Source organism: Methylobacillus methanolivorans (assembly GCF_044751345.1).
Lineage (GTDB): Bacteria > Pseudomonadota > Gammaproteobacteria > Burkholderiales > Methylophilaceae > Methylobacillus > Methylobacillus methanolivorans.
This window is the reverse complement of the sequence record NZ_JBIWXY010000001.1, coordinates 1,842,248-1,858,215: the sequence shown is the minus strand read 5'-3', so window position 1 is coordinate 1,858,215 and position 15,968 is coordinate 1,842,248. Positions and strand designations below refer to the sequence as shown.

16 protein-coding genes are annotated in these 15,968 nt (G+C 52.9%); 7 read left to right on the top strand and 9 right to left on the bottom strand.

The features are described from left to right. Positions 1-37: 37 nt before the first annotated feature. The 6 genes from ACIKP9_RS08785 to ACIKP9_RS08760 all read right to left on the bottom strand — a co-directional run bounded on the left by ACIKP9_RS08785 (position 38) and on the right by ACIKP9_RS08760 (position 8,050). Positions 38-3,106, bottom strand: a complete 3,069-nt coding sequence (locus ACIKP9_RS08785) for an efflux RND transporter permease subunit (protein ID WP_400881504.1) — start codon at positions 3,104-3,106, stop codon at positions 38-40. Beyond that, a complete protein-coding gene (locus ACIKP9_RS08780; RefSeq protein ID WP_400881502.1) occupies positions 3,103-4,188 on the bottom strand; it encodes an efflux RND transporter periplasmic adaptor subunit in 1,086 nt (361 codons plus the stop codon). The genes ACIKP9_RS08785 and ACIKP9_RS08780 overlap by 4 nt, the downstream gene beginning before the upstream one ends. A 95-nt stretch (positions 4,189-4,283) precedes the next feature. Further along, positions 4,284-4,868, bottom strand: coding sequence for a 1,6-anhydro-N-acetylmuramyl-L-alanine amidase AmpD (gene ampD / locus ACIKP9_RS08775; RefSeq protein WP_400881500.1), 585 nt, complete (start codon positions 4,866-4,868; stop codon positions 4,284-4,286). 7 nt (positions 4,869-4,875) lie between these two features. Beyond that, positions 4,876-6,237, bottom strand: coding sequence for a sigma-54-dependent transcriptional regulator (locus ACIKP9_RS08770; protein WP_400881498.1), 1,362 nt, complete (start codon positions 6,235-6,237; stop codon positions 4,876-4,878). Continuing rightward, positions 6,234-7,835, bottom strand: a complete 1,602-nt coding sequence (locus ACIKP9_RS08765; protein ID WP_400881496.1) for a sensor histidine kinase — start codon at positions 7,833-7,835, stop codon at positions 6,234-6,236. Before ACIKP9_RS08765 ends, ACIKP9_RS08770 begins: the two co-directional genes overlap by 4 nt. After that, positions 7,832-8,050 carry a PP0621 family protein gene (locus ACIKP9_RS08760; protein ID WP_400881494.1) on the bottom strand — a complete coding sequence of 73 codons (219 nt, stop codon included), beginning with the start codon at positions 8,048-8,050 and terminating at the stop codon, positions 7,832-7,834. Before ACIKP9_RS08760 ends, ACIKP9_RS08765 begins: the two co-directional genes overlap by 4 nt. A 147-nt stretch (positions 8,051-8,197) precedes the next feature. On the opposite strand from ACIKP9_RS08760, the gene ACIKP9_RS08755 reads away from it, so the two are divergent. From ACIKP9_RS08755 to ACIKP9_RS08745, 3 genes are read left to right on the top strand one after another with little or no spacing between them, the layout of a single operon-like run. After that, positions 8,198-8,788 (top strand): RNA polymerase sigma factor, encoded by a 591-nt coding sequence (locus ACIKP9_RS08755; RefSeq protein WP_230348127.1) that lies wholly within the window; start codon positions 8,198-8,200, stop codon positions 8,786-8,788. Then, entirely contained in the window at positions 8,785-9,159 is a 375-nt protein-coding gene (locus tag ACIKP9_RS08750) for a DUF3619 family protein (RefSeq protein ID WP_400881492.1), read from the top strand. The genes ACIKP9_RS08755 and ACIKP9_RS08750 overlap by 4 nt, the downstream gene beginning before the upstream one ends. After that, positions 9,141-9,575 carry a DUF3106 domain-containing protein gene (locus ACIKP9_RS08745; RefSeq protein ID WP_400881490.1) on the top strand — a complete coding sequence of 145 codons (435 nt, stop codon included), beginning with the start codon at positions 9,141-9,143 and terminating at the stop codon, positions 9,573-9,575. The genes ACIKP9_RS08750 and ACIKP9_RS08745 overlap by 19 nt, the downstream gene beginning before the upstream one ends. 43 nt (positions 9,576-9,618) lie before the next feature. Here the strand turns inward: ACIKP9_RS08745 and lptG are convergent, their stop codons facing one another. After that, positions 9,619-10,689: an LPS export ABC transporter permease LptG gene (gene lptG / locus ACIKP9_RS08740; RefSeq protein WP_400881488.1), complete on the bottom strand. Its 1,071-nt coding sequence runs from the start codon at positions 10,687-10,689 to the stop codon at positions 9,619-9,621. 7 nt (positions 10,690-10,696) lie between these two features. Beyond that, a complete protein-coding gene (gene lptF, locus ACIKP9_RS08735) occupies positions 10,697-11,782 on the bottom strand; it encodes an LPS export ABC transporter permease LptF (RefSeq protein WP_400881486.1) in 1,086 nt (361 codons plus the stop codon). 95 nt (positions 11,783-11,877) lie between these two features. On the opposite strand from lptF, the gene ACIKP9_RS08730 reads away from it, so the two are divergent. The 3 genes from ACIKP9_RS08730 to ACIKP9_RS08720 are packed head-to-tail and all read left to right on the top strand — an operon-like array spanning position 11,878 to position 14,358. Next, positions 11,878-13,368 carry a leucyl aminopeptidase gene (locus ACIKP9_RS08730; RefSeq protein ID WP_400881484.1) on the top strand — a complete coding sequence of 497 codons (1,491 nt, stop codon included), beginning with the start codon at positions 11,878-11,880 and terminating at the stop codon, positions 13,366-13,368. A gap of 6 nt (positions 13,369-13,374) precedes the next feature. Beyond that, positions 13,375-13,803 (top strand): DNA polymerase III subunit chi, encoded by a 429-nt coding sequence (locus ACIKP9_RS08725; RefSeq protein ID WP_400881482.1) that lies wholly within the window; start codon positions 13,375-13,377, stop codon positions 13,801-13,803. A 15-nt stretch (positions 13,804-13,818) separates the two neighbouring features. After that, complete coding sequence (locus tag ACIKP9_RS08720) at positions 13,819-14,358, top strand: hypothetical protein (protein WP_400881480.1); 540 nt, start codon at positions 13,819-13,821, stop codon at positions 14,356-14,358. Here the strand turns inward: ACIKP9_RS08720 and gcvH are convergent. Further along, positions 14,355-14,726 carry a glycine cleavage system protein GcvH gene (gcvH, locus tag ACIKP9_RS08715; RefSeq protein WP_400881479.1) on the bottom strand — a complete coding sequence of 124 codons (372 nt, stop codon included), beginning with the start codon at positions 14,724-14,726 and terminating at the stop codon, positions 14,355-14,357. The genes ACIKP9_RS08720 and gcvH overlap by 4 nt on opposite strands. 182 nt (positions 14,727-14,908) lie before the next feature. Between gcvH and pbpG the strand changes: the two genes are divergently transcribed. Continuing rightward, complete coding sequence (gene pbpG, locus ACIKP9_RS08710; protein ID WP_230348118.1) at positions 14,909-15,928, top strand: D-alanyl-D-alanine endopeptidase; 1,020 nt, start codon at positions 14,909-14,911, stop codon at positions 15,926-15,928. Positions 15,929-15,968: the final 40 nt, after the last annotated feature.

The window sequence follows — 15,968 nt, the reverse complement described above, 5'->3', positions numbered from 1 at the left end:
AAACTGCCGCCCTGGGAAGAGGTAATAACGATGAATGCTAATGAACCATTTTGTTCATGATCAAGGAGTAAGCTGCGGGCACGACTACCAAGGTCAGCAGGGTGGAGGAGATCATGCCACCGATCACGGCGATGGATAGCGGGCCATTGGTTTCGGCACCAGCACCCAGGCCGAATGCTGCCGGGAGCAAGGCCAGGATGATGGTCAAAGAGGTCATGAGCACAGGACGCAGGCGAATGGGGCAGGCCTCGCGCAAGGCATCGTTGACGCTCTTGCCTTCATCGCGTAACTGGTTGGTCAGGTCGATCAGCAAAATAGAGTTTTTGGCGACCAGCCCGATTAACAGTACCAAGCCTATCATGGAGAAAATATTGAGCGAATTCCCCGTGATCCACAGTGCAAATACACCGCCGATAATCGCCAGTGGCTGGGCCAGCATGATGATGAAGGGCTGTAGGAAAGAGTTGAACTGGCTTGCAAGAACCATGTACAGAAGCACCAAGGCCAACGCAAAGGCAAACACCATGCTACTGATGGTTTTTTGCAGCTCTTCTGCCTGGCCTACCAAGTTGAACTGATAGCCGGGAGGTAGGGTTTCGGCAGCCAGGCTACGCACATGCTGAACAGCATCGCCTAGCGGCATGATGGGGTTGGAGTAGAGGCTGGCAGCATATTGCAAATCGAAGCGCCCGATCACGGCGGCCCCCAGGGTTTGCTTGAAGCTCGCAACACTGTCCAGGCGTACCAGTTCCCCAGTGCTGCTACGCAGATAAATCTTCTTCAGGTCATCCGGGGTTTTCAGGCTGCCTTCCTTAGCTTTGAGGCGAATGTCGTAACGCTGGCCATCACCAGGCTCGTCATTGAAGTCGGCAATATCAATGCCGCCTGTATAAAGGTTAAGCGCTGTGGCGACATCTATCGTGGACAGGCCCAGGCTTGCTGCCCGTACACGATCTATCTGCAAGGTGAGTTGAGGGAGGTCCAGGTCCAGATCCAGGTCCACTTTGCCCATGCCTGGAATATCCCCCAATTTACGTTGCATGGTCTTGCCGAGCAGGCTGACCTGCTCCAGATTGGCACCCGTGATATTGAATTGCAGTTTTTCTGAACGCTGTCCCCCAACGATGGCAACGGGTACCGGAAAGGCACGCACACCTGGAATCTGGTCGAGTTCGCTGCGGATGGCGCGAATCAAGGCTTGTTGGGTCATGTCGCGTTCGCGCCGGTCTTTGAGGCGGATGCTTACCGTGCCTTTGTTGACTTGGCCTTGTGCGCCCACGCCTATGGTGCTGAAGTAACTGGCAATCTGTGCATCGTAACGCTGTAGCACAGCTTCCATTTTCTCCAAGCGGCTGTTGGTATATTCGAGGCTGGAGCCTAAGGGGGTGCGAAATGAAATCAGGAAGCGGCCTTCATCCGAATCGGGGATAAATTCTTTTTGTACTTTGCCAAAGAAGAAACCGCTGCCAACCACGACCAAGACGGTCAAGAACATGACTTTCCAGCGGTGTTGCAGTGTCCAGGCCAACATGCCACCGTAGATTTTATCCATGCCACTGAAGACACGATCTAGCCACAGATAGAAGCGGCCTGTAGGTTCGTGCGCCTTGAGATAGCGCGAACACAGCATGGGGGTGAGGGTGAGTGACACCAGCAATGACACCAACACGCCAAAAGTGACCACCACAGCGAAGGATTTGAAGAATTTGCCAATAATGCCCTCCATGAAAATCACGGGAGCAAAAATACACACCAGGGAAAATGTGGCCGCAATCACGGCAAATGCCACCTCCCGGCTACCGGTAATCGCGGCGGAACGTGCCAGAAGGCTTGCATTGGCACTTGGGTCTTGTTGAGTACGCAGGCTGAGATGTCGATAGATGTTCTCAAGTACCACGATGGCATCATCCACGACTACGCCGATCAGCAATAGCAGCGCCAGCAGCGTCATGGTGTTGAAGGTGAAGCCTGAAAAATACATGACAGCGACTGAGCCCAGCAGTGATACCGGAATGGCCGTGGCAATGATCAGGGTGGAGCGGATAGAGCGCAGGAATAGCCACACAATCAAGGCGGCAAGTAGCGTGCCTTCCAACAGATGCTCCTGCAGGGCATGGACGATTTCCTCAATGAATAAGGCATCGTTGGTTGAAATATCCAGCGTCATGCCTGGAGGCAGGTTAGGACGGATGTCCTTGTCCAGCTTGCGCAATACGTCATCAATAATCGCCACTGTGTTGGCATTGGAAACCTTGACGATGCCCAGGCCAACGGCAGGTTTGCCCATGTACCGACCAAGCTGGCGATAATCCGCAATGCCGTCTTCCAACTCGGCAACTTGCTTGAGCTTGATCGCGGCACCATCGCGATAGGCCACGATCATCTCTGCCATGTCGCGCAGATTGTGGAATTCCATATCCAGTTTCATGAGGTATTCGGCATTATTGCCTACCAGGAAACCGCCTGGTAATTGCACATGCTCACGCTTGAAGGCATCGATAAGGTCTGTTGCCGTGATGTTGTGGGCAGCCATGCGCTCGGGCAAGACATTGACGCGGATGGTACGGTCACGGCGACCACCCAGACGTACTTCGCCAACACCATTGATGGTTTCCAGCTTTTTCTTGAGGACATTGAAGCCGTAGAGATTGATCTGTTGCGTGGTGCGGTCGCCGCGCAAGGCCAGCCACATGATGGGCTGGGCATTGGTCTCTACTTTCTGCACCTGCGGTGGATCGGCATCATCCGGCAAGCGCCGCAATACCTGGTTAACCTTGGCTTGTACTTCGTTATACGCTACATCAATGTTCTTCTCGAGGCCGAATGTAATGGTAATGACAGACACGCCTGGTGAAGAGGAGGACTGGATATGTTCAATCCCAGGCGTGGTGTTGACCGAGGATTCGATGATGCTGGTGATGCTGGCATCGATGATGTCCGGATTGGCACCATTCAGCGTGGTCGTGATCGAAATGATGGGAAATTCAATATACGGCAGGCGGTCAACGCCGATGCGCTGATAGCTGATGATGCCCAGCAATACCAGCAGGCCTGAAACCATCCAGGCCAGTACATGGCGCTTGATCGATATCTCTGGCAAGGTCATGGCTGGGCCTGCCGTGGTTGGATCTGTACGCGGGTCTGGTCAGTCAGGAAAGCGGCACCATCGACGGCAATGGTTTCACCTGCCTGCAAACCTTCGAGAATCTGGATGCGGCCATCCTGATACATACCGGTTTTGACGATACGCTGCTCTGCTATGTCATCCTTGATCACGTAGACGACCTCTCCTGCTGGACGTAACACGATGCTCTGCTCCGGCACCACTAGGGCTGCAGGATATTCACCCAGAATGATGTCTCCAGTGACGCTGGCACCCGATTGCCAGCCAGGCTGGTCCACAATGTCTACGAGTACATCAATGGCCCGGTTGTTGCTGCCAATGACAGGCTTAAACTCACGCAAGATACCTTCTGCCTCTTCATCGGAAGTAGGTGTTTTCAGCCTGACAGTGAGCCCTGGCTTGAGTTTGGAGCCCAGGTTTTCCGGGAAGGGCAGGTGGGCACGCAACTTCTGGTTGCTGATGATTTGCAGGATAGGGTCACCTACCTTGACATAATCACCCGGCGAGACGATCTGCTTCTCTACCTTGCCGTCAATGGGAGCAAGCAAGCGGGTTTTGTTGCCATTGTGGGTAATGGTAGCAAGGCGGGAGCGTGCACCTTCAAGCTGGCGCTTGAGCGCTATCTTTTGCGTTTCCAGATCATCAAGCGCGTTTTGAGAAATGAAGTTTTTCTCGACCAGTTTCTGGTTGCGCTCCACATTGCGTTGCTGGTTCAGCAGCAAGGCTTCCAACCTGGCGACCTCGCTTTCAGCCTCGTGCTGTTGCAAGGTGTAGTCTTGCGCATCCAGCAAGGCGATGACTTCGCCTTTTTTCACGACTTGTCCTGGCCTGGCAAGTATCCTCAAGACGCGAGCAGGCACTTCGGCTGCCACTGTAGGGTCCATGATGCCTTCAAGCGTACCGATCGCTTGCTCACGAATTTCGAGTCGGGCAGTTTCCACCTTGGCGGTGCTGACCAATGGGAGTGAGGCGGGTTTAGCAGCCTCTTCTTTTTTGCTACAAGCGATGTTCAATAAAGGTAGCAGGGCAAGAAGTGCAAAAGCCCCTACACGATAAGCTGACATTGATTCTAGTTTTCCTGATTGATTGCACGAGGGATAAACCCCTTATGCTTATTGGTTGGCACGATTGCATGTCAACCTGGCTTTGTCCCGAGAATTCAGGAGTCTATACCGGAATTGCCGGTTTTTTCCATGCTTGCCTTGAGGTCGGCTAGCCGTTCCCATTGAAAATAAGGTCCAGGGTCAGTCTTGCGGCCAGGTGCAATGTCGGAGTGACCGACAATATCGCGGATTGGATAGTGCGAAATCAAGCGATTGAGTAGGGTTTGTAGCACTTGGTACTGCGGCTCGGTGAATGCTTCGTCATCACTGCCCTCCAGCTCAATGCCAATCGAAAAATCATTGCAGCGTTCACGCCCTTGCCAGCTAGATAATCCTGCATGCCAGGCGCGTGCCTCGCAAGCAACGAACTGTTGCAGCGAGCCATCGCGCCGGATGACGAAGTGCGCGGAAACCCTGAGGTGATGTATAGCGGCGTAGTAGGGGTGTGTTGCAGGGGCTAGCTGATTAGTGAACAGTTGGGCAATGCCAGGGCCGCCATATTCCCCGGGTGGCAAGCTGATATTGTGAATGACGATCAGGCAAATATCCTCATCGATCGGACGTTCATCATGGTTGGGCGAGGCAATGAACTCAGCCTCTGCCACGATGCCATGCTGGTCAATCGATAAGGTGCTATTCATCAGCGTGTTAGTCGTTGTCTTTGCTCAGCCCCAGCTTGCTGAGTCGGTAGCGGAAGGTGCGGAAGCTGACGCCAAGCAGTTTGGCTGCAGCTGTCTTGTTGTGTTGGGTTTTTTCTAAGGCATTGATGATAGCCTTTTTTTCCAATTGCTCGAGGTAGTCAGGCAATGGCAGGCCTTCATCCGCTGGGGATGTTTTGGTAGTGGCTACTGGCATGGCTGGGTCTTGGTCCAGCAAGAGGTCATCAGCCGTGATGGTGTTGCCATCGCACAAAGCCAGCGCACGTTCCAGCACATTTTCCAGCTCACGCACATTGCCTGGGAAGCTGTGTCGTGCCAGCATCTGGCTAGCTGCGGGAGATAATGCCGGTACGGCACGGCTCTCCTCGCGGCATTGCTTGGCAAGCAGAGAGTCAACGAGTAACGGGATGTCTTGCTGCATGTCACGCAAGGCAGGCAGCTTCAGTTCAATGACGTTGAGACGGTAGTACAAATCCTGGCGGAATTCGCCACGCTCCATGAGGACGGACAAGTTCTTATGCGTGGCACTGATGATGCGTACATCGACGCTTTCTTCCTGCGTGCCGCCTACCATGCGGACTTTTTTCTCCTGGATCGCACGTAACAGTTTGACCTGCATGGCAAGCGGCAGGTCTGCGACTTCATCCAGGAAGAGGGTGCCGCCTTTGGCGGCGTGGAACATGCCTTCCTTGTCGTGCGTCGCGCCAGTGAAAGCGCCTTTTTTATGACCAAAAAACTCGCTTTCCATCAGATTTTCCGGGATGGCGCCACAGTTGACAGCGATAAAAGGACCATCGCGACGGGAGCCATGCTGGTGAATCAAGCGTGCAGCCAGCTCCTTGCCGCTGCCAGATTCTCCACTGATGTACACAGGTGCCTGGCTGCGGGAGAGTTTTTCTATCATGCTGCGCACCTGCTTGATGGCGGCGCTGTTGCCTATCATGTTCAGCGTACCTGACGCGGTATTTTCCTCCTCAACGGAGGCAAGCTTGAGCGCGGATTGCACTAGTGGACGCAGTTGCTTGAGCGAAATGGGCTTGGTGAGGTAGTCGAATGCACCGGCTTTGAGCGCGGAAACGGCATTTTCCGCACTGCCGTAAGCCGTGATGACAGCCACCGGCAGCCCGGGATAATCCTGGGCGATATGCTTGACCAGGTCCAGTCCGCTGCCATCGGGCAAGCGCATATCGGTGAGGCACAAGCCGTATTGCCCTTGCGCTAGCAGGTGTCGGGCTTCTGCCAGGTTGCTGGCACTATCTGCACGGATATCCATACGCTCCAGAGTGAGCACCAGCAACTCACGAATATCAGTTTCGTCGTCGACAACCAGGCAAGCGGGAAAAGCACTCATGCAGATTCAGTTTTCTCAATATGGATAACAAACGAACAGCCTTGCTCAATGGCGACATGTTCTATGGTAGCGCCATTAGCTTCGCATAGTTCGCGTGCGATATAAAGGCCAAGCCCTGTCCCTGTGCTTTCTGTCGTGAAGAATGGCTCAAACAGGTGTGCTAGCGCATGCTCAGGAATACCCTGGCCGTCATCACGTACCTCAACCAGCCATTGTTCGGATTCACTACGCAATGAGAGTGTCAGGCTGCCATCATACTGCTGGCTATGGCGCCATCCATTGCGACACAGGTTCCACAGTACTTGGTGCAGATGGCGATGGTCGAAATCAATCGTGGGCTCCAAGTCATCGGTATCCAGGACAAAGCCTTGAGCGGGAATTTTCTCCACTTGGTAGAACTGGTCGTGGAACTCGCGCAGAAAGTCTGCCAGCTGGATTTTCTGTTGTTTGGTGCGATCGCGGCGGTTCAGCTCCAGTACATCCTTGATCATCTGCTCCATGCGCTGCACATTATCACTGATGATTTGCAGCATGCGCTGGCTGGCAGGATCGTGCGATTCGTCTTCCTGCAATAATTGCGTAGCATGGCTGATAGCGCTCAGAGGGTTACGGATCTCATGGGCAATGTTGGCGGTGAGGCGCCCTAGTGCAGCCAGTTTGAGTTGCTGTGCCTGGGTTTGCAGGTGGCTCCAGTCTTGAATGAAGATGACGGTACCGTGTGCATAGCTTTCACCTACCGGCATGATTTTGAGGCGCAGGTCGCGTTTGCTCAGGCTTAGCTTGATCAAGCCTTGCGGTTTGCCGCGGCCTTCTTGGTGCCAATGTTGTAATAGTGTGTACAGTTCAGGCGCATAGTTGGATAGTGGCTGGTGGTTGCGGATATCGCCTTCCAGGCCTAGCAAGAAATCCGCTTGCCGATTGCGATGACGCAGGTTGAGCGCTTCGTCTACTACCAGGACGCCATCATCCATTTCCTGCGTGATGAGCTGGTTGACCTGGCCAAGGTTCTCCAGGTCGATCCCGCGTTGCGAGGCTAGTTGCGCATGCAGATTAGCGCGCTTGCTGAAACTGTGGGCCAGCCAGGCAGTAGCAAAACAACTGATGCTGAGCATCGCGGCATGCGAATAATCGCCAAAATCCTCATTCCAGATCAACATCTGGTAAGACTGCTCCAGCAGCAGGCCTATACTGGCTACCGCGGCATAAAACAAGGCGAGCCTTCCCTGGCTGATCAAGCTCGCTGCTGCAATGGTGACAATCAACAGTAGGCCTAGGCCGCTCTTTATACCGCCACTGGCATACATAAGCAGCACGATAAAGCCGATATCCAGCAGGGTTAACAGAGATAGCTGGGCACTGAAGTTGGGTTTGCGCAGGACATTCAGGCATAGCGCCAGGCAACCAAAGCTTAAGTACGCCAAAGACAGGCTGAGATACAGCGTGGGGTTGTAGTTGAGCCAGACGCGGGTGTCTTGCAGCAGGAAATACGAAGCCAGGAAGACGATGCCAAGCAGAATGCGGTAGACCCCGAACAGGGCTAATGGCTGCCAGAAGTTCGTACTAGTGTTGCCGCCAGTCTGGGCAGGCTGCTTGATCATGATTGATGTTGCTGTTGATGTGCCTCTGAGCAGTAGTGCAGCGTGCCATCCTGTATGCTTTCGCTTCTCGGTAGGTGTACTTGGCAATGTGCGCATTGCACCATGTCTTCGGGATGGGGGCGTGGTTGTGTCGGTTGGTCGACGTTATGGCGATAGCGCTTGAGTATGGTGAAGAGCAACCAGACAACAATAGCGAGTAACAGCAGTTTCAGCATGATGCTCAATGAAGTGGGTGGAGAATGTGGCTGATTGTAGCTAAAAGCAGGCCAGGCCACAAAATCAAACCTGATATACTCACTCGCAATAGCTGATGTTCCACGTGCCGAGGCACTAAATGCAATAAAAAGCATCCAAGCACTTCAATGGCGAGCACACAAGAACTCTCAAATTTTCTGGCACAAGTCGAGCGTCGGGCTTTCAAGCAGACGGCATATGCCGTGCGCGACGATCATGCTGCCATGGACATTGTCCAGGATGCCATGCTCAAGTTAGCGGAAAAGTATGGTGCGCGGCCTGTTGAAGAATACCCCATGCTATTTCAGCGTATCCTGCAAAACACCATGAAGGATTACTGGCGTCGACAAAAGGTGCGTGGTATCTGGACGACCTTACTATCCTCGCTGGGTGTCAATCAGCATGACGACGAGGAGCATGATCCTTTGGAAACCATGGTCTCGGAAGATGATCATGACAATCCTGAACAACAGTATGAACAGCAGGAAACTATTGCGATTATTGAAACCGCAATAAAAAATTTGCCAACGCGTCAACGAGAAGCATTTATTTTGCGTTACTGGGAAGATATGGATGTTGCTGAAACGGCTGCAGCCATGGGATGCTCGGAAGGCAGCGTCAAGACTCATTGTTCCCGGGCAGTCCACGCGTTGGCTGCAACACTTGAAAAATACGGTTTTGCTAAGGAAGTGCTCGACAAGGCTGGGGGCGAGCGATGAATCACGAACAGCGTTTTGCAAAAGAAATCGTCCGTCGATTGGACGAAACCACAGAGCATCTGACACCCGAGGTGGCCAATCGCCTGGCTGAGGCGCGTCTTCGAGCGGTGTCGTCTATGGTTGCACACGCACAGTCTTCCCAGCCACAGGGACGAGGATTGCTCGCCTTGGTTGCAGGTTATGCGCTACATCATCAACGTACCTTGTCTTTGGCTGCCCTGGTGGCGGCTGTATTGTTTACTTTTGTTGTTACCCAGCAGCTGACTGGGCATGGTCATGGTGAACATGGCGATGCCTTCCTGCTGGCTTCTGAACTCCCCCCCGAGGCATATCTTGATCAAGGTTTTTATTCATGGTTAAAACAGCAATAGCAGCCAGCCTGTTATTGCTTACGCTGACAGCAGGTGCCGAAACAGGCGCATCGGAACCAAGTTGGGCGCAACTCAATGAAAGCCAGCGCCAGGTGCTGGCGCCATTGGCACAGGAGTGGGATATTCTGCGTCCGTGGCAGCGTGAGAAAATGCTGGATATAGCACGCGACTATCCCAAGATGTCGGTGACGCAACAGCAGTTGGTGCAGAAGCGCCTGACGCATTGGAGTCGCATGACGCCTTACGAGCGTGAGAATGCGCGCAAGAAATACCAGGCATACCAGAACCTGTCGCCTGAGAAAAAAGCGGAATTGCGCAAAAAGTGGGAAGAATACAAGCGCCTGCCAGAATCGAAGCGCGAGGCATTACGCCGCGATAATCCTGACATCGATACCGGTCTGGATGAATTAGACTAAATCTAGCAAAAAGCCGTATGTAGCTGCATGCGGCTTTTTACTTTTATCTACGTTCCACCCAGTACAACATGAAGATGCCTGCCAGCATGAAGAGCAAGGTAGGCATGACCGCGCTGAATAATGGCGACCAGTCATTGAGCAAGCCCAGGTGTACAAATACCCGGTTCAATACTTGATACACGATCCCCAGCATGATCCCGGCAAAAATCTTGGTGCTTGCCGAGCTTGAGCGTTGCTGCACAAAGCCGAAAGGCAAGGCCAGGATGACCATCACTAGACAGGCCAGGGGATAAATCATTTTTGACCAGAGTGCAATCTGGTGGCGTGAGGTTTTCTGTTTATTGCTCGTCAGGTGGTTGATATAGAAATACAAATTCCACGCAGACATTTTTTCCGGTACCACCAGCAGTACATTCAGCAGTTCCGGGCGAATCAGCGATTGCCAAGTGGCTTCTGGGAACATGTTGGTGCGGATTTTCTGCTCTTCAAAATGGGTTTGCGTGACTTGATGCAGGTTCCAGTTCTTGCCGTCAAAGCTGCCATCCTTGGCATTGCTGATCGTGCGCAAACGGAATTCGTTATCGAATTCATAGATGTTGATATTCATGAGCGAGGCGTCTGGCATGACGGTCTGCACATTCACGAAGCTGTTGCCATCCTTTACCCAGAGCCCTGAACGGAAATCTTGTGCCACAACGGAATCGGTCGCTTGGATGCGGATGCGTTGCGCGGCTTTTTCGCTCAAGGGGGCAATGAGTTCTCCAACCAGGAAAGTCAGCACGGCGAATACCAAGCCTACGCGTAGCAGGGAGAACGCGATTTTTCGGATGGAGATGCCACTGACGCGCAGGATGATCAGCTCGGAGTAGCGTGAAAACTGGCCCAGGGAATACATGGTACCCACGAGGACCGCGACCGGCACTACTTCATAGACGTGACCGGGTGCGCTGAGTAATACATAGAGCAAGACCTTGCCGATACCATAGCTGCCTTGGCCCAGGCTTTCCAGCTCCTGAATCAGGTCGAAGAAGGAAAACATGGCCAGCAATCCCAGCATGATCAGCATGATACTGGAGATGATTTCCTGGGCAAGGTAGCGATTGAGTAGTTTCATTACGGGATTACTTACGCCACAGGCGTGGCAGGAACGGTAGCTGGAACAAGCGGCGATAGAACATCCAGAATGTCAGCAACAGGAAGAATGCATGCACTGGCCACAGGCCAACCATGGTAGGGATTTTGCCTTGTGCCAACCAAGCTTGCAGGATGCTGAGCAGGTTGTTATACACAATGTAGATCAGCAGGGCCATCATCAGGTTAGCAGAGCGACCTGAGCGTGGGTCAACAAAGCTCAGTGGAATGGCCAACAGGATCAATACGAATGCAGAAATAGGGATGGCAAGGCGCCATTGCAGTTCTGCAGCGCTGTCCAGGCTATGTTCGTTGAATAGATCCAGGCTGCTTTTGGATTGTGTATTAGGTGGCTGCTGCTGGACTTCCGCAGGCTCAATGCGGATAGCATAGCGCTCGAATTCGGTAATCGAGTATTCCGCGGTGTTGGGAGTACCTTCATAACGGCGGCCATTTTGCATTACGAGAAAATTGTCGTTGTTCTCTGCTGTCTCGCGATGTCCGCGTGCAGCCACGATGATGCCGAGCTTTTGGTGCTGCATGGATTGCACAAAGATGTTCTTGACGATATTGCCTAGCTCATCAAAGCTTTCCACAAAGAAGACACGATCAGCCTGGCGTGACTCCTTGAATACGCCGGGGCTGATGGAAGATAGCTCATCGCGGCTTTTCAGTTGGTCACGGAATTCAGCGCCCTTGTTGGTTGCCCATGGCGTGACAAACAGGCTGAGGAAGGTGATGACGACAATAACGGGTACGCCAAACGTCAGCACAGGGCGAATCCAGCTGGACAACCCTTGCCCGGAGCTGAACCAGACGACCATCTCACTGTCGCGGTGCCAGCGCGATAAAGTGAGCAGGACAGCCAGAAAGAGCGTGAGTGAGAGCATCATGGGCAAGAACTTCAGCATGCTGAAGCCGAGCAGGGTATTAATGGCATCGCTGGCAAGGCTGCCTTTGGCTGCAATACCAATGTAATAGGCTACGCGCTGGGCGATGACAATGCCGAACAGCACCATAAAGCCGCCAATGGCAGTGGTGACTAGCTCTTGCAGGAGTGAGCGTTTGAAGAGCATCTTAGAAAAACAGGTGGTCCAGATTCCGCAATTGAGGTTGATTTACCGCGAAAACGCGGGATAATTCAGAAGGCTTTAATCTTAAGGATCAAGGAATGGAATTTAGCATAAAAAGTGGTACTCCGGAAAAACAGCGTAAAGATTGCGTCGTGGTTGGCGTGTTTGAAGCACGCAAGCTTTCCACTGCGGCTGAGGCGCTGGATCGTGTCTCCGATGGCTATTTGACCAATATCCTGCGAGCTGGGGATATTGATGGCAAGCCCGGTTCCACGGTGTTGTTGCATTCCATTCCCGGTGTAGCAGCCAGCCGTGTGCTACTGGTAGGGCTGGGCAAGGAGCGTGAACTCAACGAACGCAACTATCGCCAGGCTGTACGTGCTTCCATCAAGGTGCTGGGTAACCTAGAGGGTGCCGATGTCGCGACATTTCTTGCTGAAGTCTCAGTCAAGAAGCGTGACGTGACCTGGTGTGTTGCCCAGGTGGTGGAAGTGGCAGAGGACAGTACTTATCGCTTTGATCGTTTTAAGAGCAAAGCAGCCAATGGCAAGAAAGGCATTGCCAAATTACAGGTGCACGTTGCCCAGCGCGATGATGTGGCGGCTGGTAACGAGGGGATCAAGCAGGGTAAGGCTTTGGCATCTGGTGTCAGCTTTGCCAAGGATCTTGGCAACTTGGCACCGAATTACTGCACCCCTACTTATCTTGCTGAGCAGGCCAAGGCCTTGGTCAAAAGCCATGGGCTACAAGTCGAGGTGTTGGAACAGGCCGATATCGAGAAGCTGGGTATGGGGTCCTTCCTTGGTGTAACCAAGGGCAGTGTGCAGCCACCCAAACTTATCGTGCTACAGCACAAAAAAGGCAAGAAGGCGCAGAAGCCTGTCGTGCTGGTGGGCAAGGGAATTACCTTCGATACCGGTGGTATTTCGCTCAAGCCAGGTGCCGACATGGACGAGATGAAATACGACATGTGTGGGGCTGCCAGCGTGCTTGGTACCTTCAAGGCAATTGCCGAGCTGGGCTTGCCACTCAACGTGGTTGGCATCATCCCGACTTGCGAGAATATGCCTGACGGTAATGCAACGCGCCCAGGTGATGTGCTGACCAGCATGTCCGGTCAGACGATCGAGGTCTTGAATACTGATGCTGAAGGTCGCCTGATTCTGTGCGATGCCTTGACCTATGCCGAGCGCTTTGAGCCGCAAGCCGTGGTTGATGTGGCTACCCTGACAGGCGCGTGCGTGATCGCATTAGGACATCATGCCAGTGGCTTGTTCAGTAACCAGGATGAGTTGGCTGACGAGCTGCTGCAGGCGGGTAATGAAGCGCAGGATCGTGCATGGCGCTTGCCGCTGTGGGATGATTACCAGCCTCAGCTTGATAGCAATTTTGCAGATATGGCCAACATTGGTGGCAGGGCCGGTGGCAGTATCACCGCAGCATGCTTCCTGTCACGTTTTGCCAAGAAATATGACTGGGCGCACCTGGATATCGCCGGCACTGCCTGGAAATCCGGCAAGGATAAAGGTGCCACCGGACGTCCAGTCCCGTTGTTGACCGAGTTCCTCAAGCAGCGCGCTGGGAAGTAAAGTCGCATGACCCGGGTAGATTTCTTCTTCAACGTGCCAAACAAGGCCTTGCATGTGGCTGATCTCAGCAGTCGCGCCGCCCAGCGTGGGCGGCGACTGATGGTGTTGACTGCTACTCAGCAGGAAGCGGAAAAGTTGGGGACATTGTTCTGGAGCAATCCTCCCATCGGATTTCTTCCGCATTGTCATGCTACGCATCCGCGTGCAGCGGAGACGCCAATCATTATCGATTGGCGTCATGATCCTTTGCCACATGATGACATCCTGATTAATCTGGATAGCCAGTATCCACCGTTCTTTAGTCGCTTCAAGCGATTGATTGAAGTTGTGGGTTTGGACGAGGATGACCGTGCCGCAGCACGTGAGCGTTACCGTTTCTACCGGGATCGCGGTTACGAAATCCGTACATTCGATGCTACTGGTGCGGCTTTATGATGAAAAGAGTATTCCATGAGTGATCAACCTCAAGATGAACTGGCACTGGTGCTACGTCGCATCCATGCGCTGAGCGGTGCAACTGCGGCCCCTGCACCAGTTGCTGAGGATGATGTGCCTGTGCTGACTGACGTATACGCAGGGCACGGCGCACTGAGTGCGGTGGAGATTGAGCAGTTGCTGGCGCCTTATGATGCGAATGCCGAACAAGCTGAACCTGTGCCGGCTGCAGCATTAGCAATATTGGCGGAGGGTGAGCAACCCCAGGAATCTGGCATAAAATTTCTGCCTGCTGATGTGGATGAAGACGATGGAGAGTTTTCGGATGAGCCGTTGTTTGCCCAGCCTGAGACAATGCACCCGCAGTTACTACTCGCGCGCCAAGAGCTCGCCGAGGCAGTGATGACTGATATGCAGCCTGTGATTGCCCAAGCTATTCAGGATGCCCTGGTGAAGGAAATGCAGGCCTTAACCCCTAAGCTCAGTGCCGAGGTGGAAAAGGCGCTGGCGCATAGCTTGCGCGAGCGCGTGGTTGAAGCACTAAGAAAGGATTAGCCCAAGAGGGCTTGATATTCAGCCGCGCTTAACAGACCTGTGGGTTCAGTATCAGGCTGAAAAGAGAATATCCAGGCGTCATACGGCTTATCGTTGATGTTTTCTGGCGTACTCTGCAATGCTTCATTGATTGCGATCACAGTTGCGTTGAGCGGAGCATGCAAGTCGGAGCCGGTCTTGACTGATTCTACCAGCCCGCAAGGCTGCCCCGCGGTTATATGGCTCCCGGGCTTGGGCGCTTCCACATAGACAATATCGCCCAGCAGGTCTTGTGCATAATCGGTGATGCCAGCCAGCCAGTACCCATCCTCATGTGGACGTACCCATAGATGTTCAGCGGTATATTGCAGATGCTCGGGGATTTTCATGAAAAGCTCAGAAGATAAATATTGCTTTATTTTCGCATAAACCGGCTAAGTCAGTGTATAGCGAGATTTTTTTATGATTTTCTATTAAGAAAGTTTATAAACTTCCGTTGCTATGTAAATGACAAATCAAAGTTTTTTGGATATTATTCTTCTCGACCATTGAACGGGGTGGGCGTGACATCATGCGTAAAATTACACTATTACTGACAATGCTGGCGTTGTGCATGCCGCCCGTATTGTCTTATGCGGCAGACAAAAAGCCGCAAAAGACAGCTGCCAGCAAAACCAAGGCGAGCAAAAAGGTTGTTGCGCAGAAAAAAACCAAGACCAAAGTCGCCAAGAAGAATGAGGCGAGTGGTCGTATCATCAGTACGATACGCTCCAACAGTGCTGTTGCTGTGGCAAGCCCAAGTGCGGGCGTATTCAAGGATGATGCGGCTGGCTTGAAGCTGGCTTCAAGCAAGGCCATGATCGTGAATCAAGATTCAGGCGAGATCCTGTATGCCAAGGGCACCGATATTGCTTCTCCCATCGCTTCCCTGACCAAGCTGATGACGGCGATGGTGGTGCTGGATGCTCGATTGGATATGGACGAAAAGCTGCATGTGACGCGTGAAGATATAGATACTCTCAAGGGTACTGGTTCGCGCATGCCGATTGGTGCTGCCCTGACACGTGCAGAAATGTTGCAGCTTGCGCTGATGGCTTCTGAAAACCGCGCAGCTTCAGCGTTAGGGCGTCATTACCCAGGTGGTGTTGAATCGTTTGTCGCAGCGATGAATGCCAAGGCATTGCAGCTAGGGATGCTGCATTCTCGCTTTGCTGATCCCACTGGCTTGAACAGCGCCAATGTCTCGACGGCAGAAGATTTGGTGAAAATGGTGCGTGCCGCATATCAATATCCCGAGATTCGACATGTGTCGACCAGCAGTTCTTATGCGGTGCCCGTGAGCAACACGCGTGCACCCTTGCAATACGTGAATAGCAATGTGCTGGTGCGCAATAGCGACTGGGTGATTGGACTCTCAAAGACTGGCTATATCAACGAGGCCGGGCGTTGTTTGGTCATGCAGGCGCAAGTGGGTGGGCAACCGCTTATCATCGTCTTGCTGGACTCTTTCAGCAAAAATGCCCGTGTAGGTGATGCCCAGAAAATCCGCAAATGGATAGAAAGCAGTACTAACCATCGTCATGCGAGCTAGTGAAATGAAGTCTCGTTGAGTAAAGCTTCTAGGGTAACAA